Annotated in this window: 7 protein-coding genes and 1 riboswitch; of the genes, 1 reads left to right on the top strand and 6 read right to left on the bottom strand. The window is 38.1% G+C overall.

Features of this window, described 5'->3' with window-relative positions:
* Positions 1–255: 255 nt before the first annotated feature.
* Positions 256–367: riboswitch (SAM riboswitch) on the bottom strand.
* 1948 nt (positions 368–2315) lie between these two features.
* The 5 genes from NST21_RS01745 to NST21_RS01725 all read right to left on the bottom strand — a co-directional run bounded on the left by NST21_RS01745 (position 2316) and on the right by NST21_RS01725 (position 11321).
* Positions 2316–2567, bottom strand: coding sequence for a hypothetical protein (locus tag NST21_RS01745; RefSeq protein WP_340887417.1), 252 nt, complete (start codon positions 2565–2567; stop codon positions 2316–2318).
* Between the two features lie 662 nt (positions 2568–3229).
* Entirely contained in the window at positions 3230–3940 is a 711-nt protein-coding gene (locus tag NST21_RS01740) for a hypothetical protein (protein ID WP_340887415.1), read from the bottom strand.
* A 490-nt stretch (positions 3941–4430) separates the two neighbouring features.
* Entirely contained in the window at positions 4431–8573 is a 4143-nt protein-coding gene (locus NST21_RS01735; protein ID WP_340887414.1) for a S8 family serine peptidase, read from the bottom strand.
* Positions 8574–8845: 272 nt separating this feature from the next.
* Positions 8846–9487, bottom strand: a complete 642-nt coding sequence (locus NST21_RS01730) for a response regulator (protein WP_252432470.1) — start codon at positions 9485–9487, stop codon at positions 8846–8848.
* Positions 9462–11321 carry a GAF domain-containing sensor histidine kinase gene (locus tag NST21_RS01725; protein WP_340887412.1) on the bottom strand — a complete coding sequence of 620 codons (1860 nt, stop codon included), beginning with the start codon at positions 11319–11321 and terminating at the stop codon, positions 9462–9464. The genes NST21_RS01730 and NST21_RS01725 overlap by 26 nt, the downstream gene beginning before the upstream one ends.
* A 615-nt stretch (positions 11322–11936) precedes the next feature.
* On the opposite strand from NST21_RS01725, the gene NST21_RS01720 reads away from it, so the two are divergent.
* Positions 11937–12068, top strand: a complete 132-nt coding sequence (locus NST21_RS01720) for a hypothetical protein (RefSeq protein ID WP_321175402.1) — start codon at positions 11937–11939, stop codon at positions 12066–12068.
* Between the two features lie 317 nt (positions 12069–12385).
* Here the strand turns inward: NST21_RS01720 and gnd are convergent, their stop codons facing one another.
* Positions 12386–13789 (bottom strand): decarboxylating NADP(+)-dependent phosphogluconate dehydrogenase, encoded by a 1404-nt coding sequence (gnd, locus tag NST21_RS01715; RefSeq protein WP_340887410.1) that lies wholly within the window; start codon positions 13787–13789, stop codon positions 12386–12388.

The following is a 13789-nucleotide window of genomic DNA, read 5'->3' as shown; positions in this document are numbered from 1 at the left end:
TTCGAAACTCACGAGTAATTCCTCACAATTCACGAGTAAATGTGTGAAACTCACGAGTTATTCTGTCAAACTCACGAGTAATTGCTTATAATTCACGATTAGTGCGCGAAACCTACGAATAATTGCACCAATTCTCCAAATAACCATATACATTCTGAATAAACAAAAGAGGCCTCTTCCGTCATCAGACAGAAGAGGCCTCTTTTAGAAATAAAAAAGAGTAAACTCTTAATTTAATTATCTAAGAAAAGCTCCTTCTTATCTTTCAAACTTTCGTCCGTTGGAATTAGCACAGTATTTTTACAAAAGTAAAAACCCGCTGCCGAGGTATCATAGGGCCAAGTCCCTCCACATCTCTTGATAAGAAATAACGTATTTATTTAATTATGTTCTCCACTATATATTCAAATTTTCCTAATGTCAACTCTATTTTGAATAATCTAAAATATTTTTACAGTATAATTATTAATCGTTCATTTAACTATACCTTAAGACAGGTCAGATTTTGCCCTGCATACCATGTATACGGTCAACCTAGGCATAGACTCTATTACAAAAAAACGAAAACATTACGAAGTCAGTCAGGATCAGGACTTCCTTCCTCATAAGGAAAGCTCTGTACCTTGATAAAATAACGGCAAACTTTTGGCAAACTCACTATTCGGGTTGCTACTCACGGTCTGCCTTATCCATGCGGGGAGCTCCCTGCGACCTCCACTCTTACAATCTTTTGATTGGGGTTTACGTTTGTTTTTGAGTTTTTGACCTTTTTTTGATAGCAAACTTTCGGTACGTTTAGTATCAAAAAGAAAAAACAATAATATATAGTTCCATATATTTCGTGGTGAAAATGCGGTTATAAAATTTTTTGCATCTGTTTTAAATATGTGAGGACCCTTTGCCCTCATATCTGTAATAATAAAAGTTCATTTATTATTACAGGGAAGGAAGACTACACATGTTTTCTTCACCTTTAGCATCTTTATAAAAGCTCTTTCCTTAGAAGAGTTTATTTCTTTTAATTAAAAACAATCGATAGGGTTTGAATTCTATAGTATGTCTACTTTCTTATCAGCAAAAACAAATCGCTATTTAGAAGCTTCTAATTTTGTCGATATCTACTCAGAATTTGTAGATATTTCTCGGGAAATTGTTGAAATTTGAAAATGGTGATTCCGAATAGTTGGAACAAAGGAATTTCTACTTTAGATTTGATTGCCTTAGGTTTAAATAGTTATAACGCAAATTAACACCTGAATATCGTAAAGGAGACTAAAAAAAAGGTAATGAAACCTTTTTCTTATTGCAGTAATGTTTCGTAATGGGTTCTTTGTTGTTCAGTTTTAAGCTATGAGACATATCGTTTGTCAGTTAGATGTTCATTTCACGCGTAGCTGCGAGTTCATTGGTTAAAAATTAAGATCTCTTTTAATTGAATGGGAACATGGGTTAAATAAATTGTCATATATATCGGGTAAAAACTTCTAATTTTGTCGATATCTACTCAGAATTTGTAGATATTTCTCGGGAAATTGTTGAAATTTGAAAATGGTGATTCCAAATAGTTGGAACAAAGGAATTCCTGCTTTTGATTTGGGTGCCTTAGGTTTAAATAGTCATAACGTAAATTAACACCTGAATATCGTAAAGGAGACTAAAGAAAAGGTAATGAAACCTTTTTCTTATTGCAGTAATGTTTCGTAATGGGTTCTTTGTTGTTCAGTTTTAAGCTATGACATATCGTTTGTCAGTTAGATGTTCATTTCACGCGGAGCTGCGAGTTCATTGGTTAATAACATTAAGATCTCTTTTAATTGAATGGGAACATGGGTTAAATAAATTGTCATATGTATCGGGTATCGCTATTTCTGTTTCATTGGTTCCTTCTAATCTTTCTTTTTCTTGATACAAGGGTTCTTCTCTCTATCGTCTAGGGGATTGCCCGTATCGCGTAACGCTATAAGCGTTTCGATATCGGATTGAACGAAGATATGCCAATCGATATCTTTAAACAGCTCCTATCCATATCGCTCTAAGTTTTAAACATACTTTCAAACAGTGGATTTTGTATCTCCACTTCTTCTGACACTTCCTTGGAAGAGGATGCTCATTCATTCGGACGTATATCCTGTCGCATATCGGCTCCCTCTTTCTATTAAAGATGAAGGTTCTGTAGATTTATTTGCATGTTATATCGCCCAGCGATACGAAACACACAAAAGAACAGATCAGCCCCTTTCTTGAGGAACACTATTAAGGACATGGATCTTGCTGGAGCTGGGAAACTGTTGTTTTAAGCTGAGGCATATCGTTTGTCAGTGGACGTTCATTTCACGCGTAGCTGCGAGTTCATTGATTAAAACAATTTTAATCTCTTTTAATTGTTTGGGATTATGGATTGAATTGTCAAATGTATCAGGTATCGCTATCTCTGATCCATTAGTTTCTTCTAATCTATCTTTTTGTTGATACACAAGGTCTTTAGCTGTATCGTCTAGGGGCTTGCCCGTATCGCGTAACGCTATGAGCGCTTCGATGCCGGAGTGAATAAAGATAGCAATCACCATCTTATAAACTCATATCCGTTTCGTTCTAAGTTTTGACCATACTTTTGAACAGTGGGTGTTGCATCCCCACTTCTTCTGCCACTGCCTTAGAAGAGAATACTCGTTCATTCGGATGTATATCATGTTTGTATATCGAACCCAGCTTTTCTATTAAACCTAAAGGTTTTGAATTTATTTGCATGTTATATCGCCCAGCGATACGAAACATACAAAAAGGAGAGGGTCAACCCTTGTCTGGAGCAACTCTATTAAGGAGGACTCTTGTTTTTGAATGCAAGTTTTCAACCTCCTCAACTCCCTTTTTATCAAGCATGCCTTTTTTGCTTGCTTGTGTATTTTGTTTTAGATGCATATCGCTTAAACAAATCTCCAATGAATTTCAATTGAGCCTTCGTTTGCCTTTAGAACGTCAATACATTGGTATCGCCGAGCTCTTACATAGCAGGTACCAAATCCTGTAAAGTTGAAATACTCTTTCTTAATTCTGTGTTTCAGCTACGCGAATCATATAGCTTTATGATTTTATTAAAGTTTTGTGGATTGGTATCTCAATACTTTTATCCATCATTATATATTAAAAAAAGATTTATCAAATGTTTCTACATCAATAATTTGCTTCCAAGAATCATTACACAGTTGGGCAAAAAAACTTAACGGCCACCTTATTTTCTGAATATGGAGAAAAGCCCCCACCATTTTTCTGAACGATTTTGTATCGCTTCTTCTAAACGTTTATTAAACTCATTTTGGGAAGTCCATTCTTTTTTCTGTTCGACCCGCATATTTTGTATTTCTTTTTGTAAGAGTTCACTTTTTTGTTTTTCTTGTTGTAGCAATGTTTCGTAATGGTTATTTTGTTGTTCAGTTAATTGTTCAATTTTAGCATTAGTTCTTTGCGCTGAATTTCCAATACTAGAACTTATAACATGATGATCTTGCTGGAGCCGGGAAACCTTTGTTTTAAGCTCTGACATATCGTTTGTCAGTTGGACATTCATTTCACGTGTGGCTGCGAGTTCATTGACTAAAAACATTAAGACCTCTTTTAATTGATTGGGGTCCTGGGGTAAATTTTCTTCATATGTATCGGGTATCGCTACCTCTGTTTCATAGGATCCTTCTAATCTTTCTTTTTGTTGATATACAAGGTCTTTAGCTGTATCGTCTAGGGGCTTGTCCGTATCGCGTAGCGCTATAAGCGCTCCGATGTCAGATTGAACAAAGATACGTCGATCTCCATCTTTCAAAAACTCATATCCATTCCGCTCTAAGATTTGACCATACTTTCGAACAGTGGGAGTTGCAATCCCCACTTCTTCTGCCACTTCCTTGGAAGAGAAAGCTCGTTCGTTTTGTTGAATATCACGTCGCATATCGGACCTCTTTTCTATAACTAGTTGTATCTGTAGTCTACCTGACCTTAAATTTTCTGTCTAGATAAGTGTAGACTATCCAGAAATTGTTAGGGATACCGATAAGATTTCCTTTTCCTTTCTTCTACTTCCATATACGTTTAGATCATCTATTCGCTTACCTTCCTTCTCTTGTATAGCCTCTATCTAGCCTTATCCATTGTGGGTGTTACATCTGGTTGGGCCTAGCGCCTGGCCCTTGCCTTTAGCAAACTGTCCAGCCTTTATACTCAAGATTTCCCCCTTTTAATTGAAGCAGGTGTAGGAGTAAAGGAGATTCAGCAGCGTTAACCTGATGGGCCGGTGCCTTTTGTTGAAGAAATCTAGTATTCCGTACATATCTTCTAAAAAAGAGGACTTATCAACTTTTCTTAACTCTGCTCTTCTTATTTTATAAAATAGAAGGGGAGGAATGCTCTGCATTCCTCCCCTTCTATTCTTGCTATTGCTATTACTTTGGCTCCAATCCGATCAGGCGCAGGAAGTATTCCAGACCTTTTTTGCCAATTTTTTCTTTTGGCTGTTTATCGGCAGGCGCATCCGGTCCCTTCGTTAAGAAATTTTTCTCAACGAAGCGAATGTCTGTCTCGTTCACCTCTCCGTCTTGATTGATATCTTGCGGCACGATGGATGAATCCTTCGTACCATATGCATCAACGACACTCTGGATATCGAGGATATCAATCATTTTGTCGCCATTCACATCCCCTGCAAGACTTCTCTGACCAATTCTTAAAAATTGCCCACGTAGCTCACCTTTTGCATGATATCCAGGAATGAACTTCTTCATCACTTTCAGATGCCCCGGAATTTCGAAAACTGCTGTATATACTTGATCGGAAGCCGGAATACCATTGATCGTGAAAGATGCATTTTTATTAATTGTTCCTTTATACTTTTTACCGCTTCTGGAAAGAGCGTATACTTGTGCTCCTATTTTTGAATAATCCGCTTTTTTCAAATATTCCGTCCCCGAACCATATATATAAAATGCTTCCGGATTGATGGATCCTATCAACTGTGTATGTGTAGGAATTACTTTAAGATCTTCAGTGTTGTAAAAAGGAATAGCAGTGTCTGCTGTTTGTCCGGATTTCTTATAAGACCCCTTCTTTACCTCAAATCCAGGAATTTCATCGTAAACTTCATCATTCGATACTTTAAACGTTACATCGAGGAACGGCATGTCTCCATCCAGTCCTCTGAATGCATTTCCAGTAATGGAAGCACCGATTTTCAAACTATTATTGAATGTACCTTCCGTCACAACAGGTTTATCTAGTGATACCTGTAAGCCTTTTTCCTTTGCATATTGTTTGACTGCCTTGTTCAGCTTCACGTTCGAAAACTTGAAGAAGTCTTTGTAGTACTCTACATTAAATTCTCCCGAGACAAGCTGTTTCACATTATTAAGGCTGAGTGTCATCGTAAAGCTATCGTCGACTTTTAACTCTTTCTTGTTATAACTGGAAGTCGTATATTCCGTTCCTTCTTTCATGAAGTAATACTTTTGGTAACCAACTGCCGTTGCAGTATCCCACGTTCTCAACCACAATCTCATAGGTTGTTTTGCAATATCACTTTCCTCAATTCCGAGTTTTACATCTCCATTCGCTTGAATCGGGAAGAACCCAGCCATATATCCAGAGGCACCTGTATAGTAAGCCATAGTGTTGGACGATTGATCGATGTCCAACCCTTTAGATTGTAATAGATCCACTGTCTCATCCTTAGCTGTTCCATGCAGCCACACCGCTTTTTGGCCATCTTCTACTGTAAACATAGAATCATTGATTTCGATTACACCCGATTTTATATCCATGTTGACTTCTGGTGCTGTATTGTCCACGATAAGTGGATTGTCCACCACATATGTTTTCCCTTCCTCATCGTGTGCAATCAGTTCCAGTATATAGTCGCCTGCTGGAAGCTTTATAGGAATATCACTGATTGGCTGGGACGGATCATTTGTAAATGGTAAGACCGTACCGCTGAACGCACCCGTAAGATACACTTCTCTATCTATTGGAAAGTTAGTGTTCGCTGTCCCTATGAACCCTACAGATTTTCCTGTTTTACTGTCTTTTACAAGCACATCCATGGTTGTCATTGGGCTGTTCAACTTCATGATGAAATGGATCTGTTTGTCATTAAGTTCCCAGAAAGGTGTTGTATTTGTCACGGATGGTCTAGTCGCTTTGACATAATCAAATCCTTTTTCCGTCGCCATAACAGCGAATGGGATTTGATAGGATTCGGCTGGATTTTTCGCATTGGTCACATGAATATACCCTTCATATCTTCCTGCCGCAGCGCTGGTTGGAATCGTTATTTTGGGCTGGAGCTCCTGTACTTTCCCGCCTCCCACTTTAATCGATGAAGGTACTGCCACTTGCACACCGTTCTTCACGGCATCTTGAATGCCTTTACGCTCGCCATGATACTCCACTTCTAGTTTAAAAGATTTTTTTTCCTGGCTGTTGTTTTGAACCGTCACCTTTTTGCTTGCTTCAATGGGTTGATCACCTTTTTTATAATATCTACCGAATACAATGGAGCCTGTTTGTTCGTCAATTTCTACGAGGTTTCCATTTTCGATATTTTTTGTCTTATCCCATACTTTGATGGATGTGTCTGTATGAACCGCTTGATAGGCATCGATTCGTCCTGCACCCACTTCGTATACAGAATTATTCCCTTTTAAATCATCCGATGTATTCATGAGTGCCGCTTTTACATCGAAAGGAGTGTATTCCGGATGCTCCTGCAAAATCAATGCGGCTGCACCTGCCACGTGTGGCGAGGCCATCGATGTCCCCGACATACGTACATAGGCATTCCCGTAATTAATGCCATCCTGCGGATCGTTGATGAATTCCGGTGTCGTAGAGAATATCGACACACCTGGAGCGACTACATCCGGCTTAATATCATAATTTCCATTTACCGGTCCTCGTGAACTGAAATCTGCTAAATGATCGCCTTCCGTTTTTGTGTTATTTAACGTTTCAAATGTGAAAGAACCTTCGCCCAGCCCCTTTAATCGCTCACCATCCGCTTTTGACAGGCGGAAAGAAGGGATTAACCCAACGGCCTCACCCAAGTAGGCAGGTATTTGCCCGTCGACATTGTTATACACAATCACTGATTTAGCCCCAGCGTTTTTGGCGTTTTTAATTTTTTCATCAAACGCAATTTCCCCGCGCTGAATCAACGCAATTTTCCCGCTGACCTCTTTCCCGGCAAAATCAGTTGCTTTACCAAGTCCCGTAAATACAATTGGTAAGGATTTTCCTTGCAATTCTTCTAATCTATCGGAAAAATCTTTGCCTAGCAGCTGCATATTTTCAAATTTCTCGGCGGAAGCGCTTCCATTAAATGCAGGAATGGACATAGAGGCATCGCTTGCACCTACTGATATGCCAAGAGCCGCTGTTCCCGGAGAACCAAGAGTTTTCTCGTTAGGTCCGGCGTTACCTGCAGCAACGACGGTCACCAATCCTGAAAGCATGGCGTTATTTACTGCGACAGAAGTGGCGTATAAAGGATCGTTAGTCTGCGCGCCAAGCGACATATTGATGACGTCCATGCCATCTTCAATCGCTTTATCGATTCCAGCAAGGATTCCTTGTGTATTTCCCCCTCCCCAAGGTCCCAATACTCTATACGCATATAAATCTACTTCAGGTGCTACCCCTTTCACAGCATAATCCACATTGTTTTTCTTTTGGGCTGCAATCGTCCCTGCGACATGTGACCCATGGTTTGTGTAATACACATAGCCTGGTTCTTCCGGCTTGCCAGCATTAATCCAATCCTCGTAGGTCGTTTCCATTGGATCTGCATCATTATCTACAAAATCATATCCGCCTTTATAAGCTTCTTTTAAGTCAGGATGATTGTAGTCAATACCTGTATCAAGAACGCCGACTTTTATTCCCTTACCGGTAATGTTCTCGGCATGTAGCTTGTCCACGCCAATTTGCGGAATACTGTCTGCCATTTTCGGCTCAATGGCTTCTTTCGTTTTTACCGGCGGTTCCACTTTTACCTCGTAATCTTTAAAAATACGTTTAACTACTCCAGATTGCAGCAAATTCTTAACTGCCACACCAGGAAGTGTCATCGCTACGCCGTTGATGGCGTTTTTATACTCTCTTGTGATTTTTACATCTTCCACTTTGTAATTAGTCACGTTTTTCTGTGATTTCAATGATTGCACATGCTGTTTAAAATCTTTATGAGCTTTTTCCACTTTCTCATTCGCATCTGCAGAAGATAGTTTCTTTCCTTTCTCCGCTTGTTTCATCACTTCTATTTTGGCTGGCGCCTGTTCAAATTCGACGATGACTTTGACTAATTCCGGACTATTTGCATTAATATCCGGAGAAATCGTAAAGTTTGGATTGGCATCCAATTGCTCTAACGCCTTTCTTTGTTCTGCAGACAGGCTCGCTAAGATCTCTTCCGCATTTTCAACTGGATTCAACTCAAACGGGCTTTTCGCCAATACGTTATATGGAGCACCTTGAGATAATAACATGCCAACAGCTAGCGTTCCTGTAAGAATCTTACTGATTTTTTTCCTCTTCATACCGCATCCCCTTATCCTATATAATTGCTATTTTCTCTCTAAACATTTGTTCTTCATAAACAATTCATTTAAAGATGAATTCATGAATCTAGTAAACTAAGATTTAATATATCATCCCATATTTCTACTTTTCTGAAAATTAATCATAAGAAGTAATTTTTCATCTATTGGTTCTAGATCAATATATAACTAAAGAACTATTCCAGATCTGTTATTAAAGAAAGGTAAAAAAGGTACTGAACAGTTCTTTTAACCTTTTAAGTGATTATGATTTATGAAAATGGAACAAGTTGATTTCGAACGGCATAAATGACTGCCTGTGAACGGCTTTTCACATTCAGCTTTTTGAAAATTTTATTGATGTGAATTTTGACGGTCTTATCACTGATAAATAAGGCTTCAGCGATTTCTTTGTTACTAAGACCTTTGGCCAGCTCAAACAGTATTTCTTTTTCACGCTTAGTCAGAATATTTTCGTTTGGCTCTGATTTCGTTTGCTGGTGATGATACGTTATCAGCTTTTTGGTCATGCGAGGATGAATAACCGAATCCCCTTGTGACACCATTCGAATCGCTGCTACCACTTGTTCGGATGACGAATCCTTCAATAAATAGCCATCTGCACCAGCCCGAAGTGCTTCCATTAAGTATTCATTATCTTCATACATCGTCAATACAAGAACGCGGCAATTCGGATACTGACTTTTCACGAGGGACGTGACCTCAATGCCATTTTTTCCAGGGAGATTGATGTCCATCAAAATACAATCAGGTCGATACTCCTCTACTTTCTTCAACACCTCATCCCCGGACACTGCTTCCCCCACGACTCGGATGTCTGATTCGAGATCCAATATACTCCGAATTCCATCACGTAAGACCGTATGATCATCTACTAATAATATTTGAATCATGATACTCCTCCCTTGTTTCTGAATCTGGAATGAACAATGTAATTTCTGTACCTTTTCCTGTGGAACTATCAATCTGAAGGGTAGCACCCAGCTGTTCAGCTTGTTCATTCATATGTAAAATGCCATAATGGGGCTCATGCTTTGTTTTAATCATGGATTCAAAAAGGGAAAAGCCAACCCCGTTGTCCTTCACTTTTAAAAGCACATGTTCACGTTGATAGCTTAGAAGAATGTCAACTTCGTCCGCTTTTGCATGTTTTACAATATTCTGCAAGCTTTCCTGTAAAGTATCGAAGATGGCTCGTTCTATTGTAAAACTGAGTGTTCGAGAACGGCCCCTTTCATGATATTTAATCGCTAGGTTATTTTCTTGTTTTATCGATTGAATTTTATTTGCAATCGCTTGTTTTAACCCCAGCCTTTGGGTAGGATATGGCTTTAAAGCATAGATAGAATAGCGAACTTCCCCTAAACTCTTCCGTAATTTTTTTATACTTTTGTCTACCACTTGCTCTATGTTTCCTGATTGATCTGCGGACTGCCTCAGAGCTGATTCCAGCTGAAATATGACCCCGGCTAATACTTGTGCAATTCCATCATGAATTTCCCGAGCAAGCCGATTTCTTTCTTCCAGAATCATTCGTTTTTCTTGTTCAGCGACGAGGGACCGTGTTTTCAGCAAGCTGCCCAATTGATTGGCAAACGTAGATAAGGACTGTATATCTTCGGTAATAAAACTCGCCCTCCTGCTTTTACCTGCAACAAACATCCCTACCAATTCATGATTTACTATAAGAGGTAGGTAGACAAGGGAACGTATGACATCTTCAAATACTTCATCTCCCGGGGCCATACCTGTTTTCCAATCAGTAACAACAAAGGTTTCAGATATTTCTTCAAAATTCGGATGGATCTCAGAAGAACTTGAAATATTGGAATGTACTTTTCCATCCTTTAATAGAAGCTGCCAATCCCCCTCATCTTTTGCCCATAAAGCATATGCTTGTATTCCCAAGAATCCTTTAAGTGATTGTTTCATTTGATCTAAGTTTCCGGCAGACAGCCCGTGACTTAACTCCGTCGTAATGGTAAAAAGGTTATATAATCGTTCTTTTTCAATCCGTATTTGCCTCATGAAGGAGCTGATGGTGCAGATTGCTACAAGTGGGAAAAAGAAGAACAGAACGGTAATTCCATCCAACTCTCCTCGATATCGATGTTCTAAGATATAAATAAGGGAGGCGTAACATAAACAAAAACTTGCGCTCAAAAATAAAAATATATTTTTCTTGTGCCACTGTTCTAGTGGATATTGCTGAGGCAGAATCACCATTAAAAGATCATATATAAGGGTGTTGAAAAGGCAAAAAAATACGGTAAATAAAAACAAGCTTATTAACTCTTCATATAAAACTGGCAGGTTCATCTCCGTAATAAAAAAAGAAATACATTCGTTGGAGAACCATTCTGCCAAAGTGATACTAAAAGCAAATTGGGTGCAATTAAATAGTGTCCTTTGTATTGGTAAGCGGCGAATGGTATGTGTAAACACCATCACACATACACAAGCAACAACCGTTATATGTATACCAAACTCCCAATTCATTGGATAAATAAGCGTAAGACTGAGTGTAATACCTCCTCTTCCAATACGGATAGGAAAATACTCAATAATCCCCATAAACACAGCTAACAACAAAACGATTATGAATTCAGAAGGCATTTCACTTTTAAATATGGAATTGATAACAGTAATCATACCAAGAAAAGAAATAGAATAAAGATAAAAACTCGCTATTTGTTCCCTCCTAGTGATAGAATCTATCTTTTTCAAAACGGCACCTTCCTTTATTTGCAAGAATCATTATCTATCATTATCCAACAAAAAACCGGCACTGGCAAAATGGCAAAATACCCACTAGCCAATCACCGGCTGTACCATTACCCTAAATGGGAAGGCACAATATTAGTATACTATTAGATTCTTTATTTGCCTGCTCATCCAATGTTGTAAATGTCATGGTCTTTTGTTTTAGACTATATAGTACAAAAAGTGTAAGTAAACTAAACTTCATCCCCATGACCCAAAGTTTAAATCTCTTTATTTGACGGAGGATTCTTTTAGATGCAATCTCAAAGTATATCAAAGCATTTTCCCAGGTTTTACAACATCTTATAAAAACAAAAGCTAAAATTATCTTTAACCGAGTTGCGATGGTATCAGGTTTATCTTAGGCGTTTCTCTATACCAATCTAGAAAATACGAAACCGAATTGAAGAGGCATATGTATCAGTCCCATTTCAATGAATTGTCCAAGAAGTTTAGCCATAACTACCTTGATAGCAATCTATGAATTTGAATCTCCCAGCAAAACTGTGAAAGGTGCAATATTATTATAATAAAACTGAGAGGAGATTTATAAATGAACTTTCAAAGGGTTCTTAATGGGTGTCTTATTTTATTACTGGGTTGAATGTTTCAGCTTGTGGGTTTGATCATGTTATAGGGAATGGAGAAGTTACTGATCTTGATTTGAAGGAAGTAAAGTCATTTATAGCCGATAAAAAAACAGGCTTTTAAATTGTCTTAACGTATATTATCCGCGTTTTGTCGGCAGAACCCCTTTGTGTTAAGGGCCAGATTGTTGAAAAAAGATTGGATTGTGTCTTTATTGATAAGTATATTATTAAGCTCGGTTAACCGTATCATAAGTAAATCAGGTTTTTATGATGTAAAGAAAAGCTGAAATATACAAAGTCATTGAATTGGCAATGTATATTTCTGCTTAAATTAATTAAGAAATTATTATATTTACTGATTTTTTAAGAGTTTATCAAATTTCTTCATCTCAAATTGAACGGTTATTGAAAAATGACTGTTTCTTTTGTCACTTTCTATCACTGCCAGTTTGTGTGAAAGACTCCTGCTAAATCACGTCGTTCATAGGTATGTGCACCAAAATAATCACGTTGTGCTTGCAAAAGGTTAGCATTTGAGATACCTGTTCGATAACTATCGTAATAAGTAAGTGAAGCGCTTAAACATGGAAACGAAATACCAGAATTTATTCCCTCACAGACAACCTTTCGCAATCCTACCTGATAATCTGTAACCTTTTCAGCAAAATATGGTGAAATTAATAAATTAGCCAGATTCGGCTGCTCTTGATAGGCTTCGCTAATGACGTTTAAAAATTCTGCACGAATGATACAACCTCCGCGGAAAATTAGCGCAATATCCTTTAAAGGCAAATCCCAAACGTAAAGTTCAGAAGTCATTTTATATTGAGTAAAACCTTGCGCGTATGCACAAACTTTTCCCATATATAATGCTTGTCTCATATAGTCAATCCACTCATTTTTATCTAATTTTTGCTGAACGTTCTCAGGGCCTGTTAGAATATTTTCTGCATTGACCCGTTCCTCTTTTAAAGCGGAAATGTAACGAGCAAACAAAGACTCTGTAATAATCGATGCTGGTATTCCGTTATCAATAGCTTGCATGCTGGTCCATTTACCTGTGCCTTTTTGTCCTGCTTTATCAAGAATCACATCGATCAAGGGTAAGCCCGTTACTTCATCTTTTTTTCTTAAAATTTCGGCTGTGATTTCGATTAAATAACTTTTCAGTTCGCCTTGATTCCACGTTTCAAAGATGTCAGCAATTTCATTAACTTCCAAATGCAACTTTTCTCTTAAAAACGTATAGGCTTCGGCGATTAATTGCATATCTGCATATTCAATCCCGTTATGTACCATTTTTACAAAATGACCTGCTCCTTTTGGACCGATATAGGTACAGCAAGGGTTATCATTTACTTTGGCTGCGATTTTTGTCAGAATCGGAGCTACTTTTTCATAGGCTTCTTTATCTCCACCTGGCATGATTGAAGGTCCTTTTAACGCCCCGACTTCTCCACCAGAAATACCAATTCCTATATAACTGATTCCTTTAGATTTCAATTCATCATATCTGCGTTCAGTATCTTCGTAATGGGAGTTACCGCCGTCCATGATAATATCGCCTGATTCAAGATGAGGAAGTAATGAATTGATCACCGAGTCGATCGGTTTACCCGCAGTCACCATTAGAAAAATCTTTCTTGGAGTTTCCAGTGACTTAACAAAGTCTTGGATTTCGTAATACGGATGGAGCGACTGACTGTCCAATTTAGCAACAAGCTGATCCGTTAAATCCCTTGTGTAGTTATAGACAGCTACTTTTTTCCCTTTACTAGCCATATTTAAAGCTATATTACTGCCCATTACCCCTAAACCAATAACACCAATTGTATTAAACAT

The sequence above is a fragment of the Peribacillus sp. FSL K6-1552 genome, from assembly GCF_038005205.1.
GTDB classification, from domain to species: domain Bacteria; phylum Bacillota; class Bacilli; order Bacillales; family DSM-1321; genus Peribacillus; species Peribacillus butanolivorans.
The sequence above is the reverse complement of the archived record's forward strand: the minus strand, read 5'-3'. Positions and strand labels throughout refer to the sequence as shown.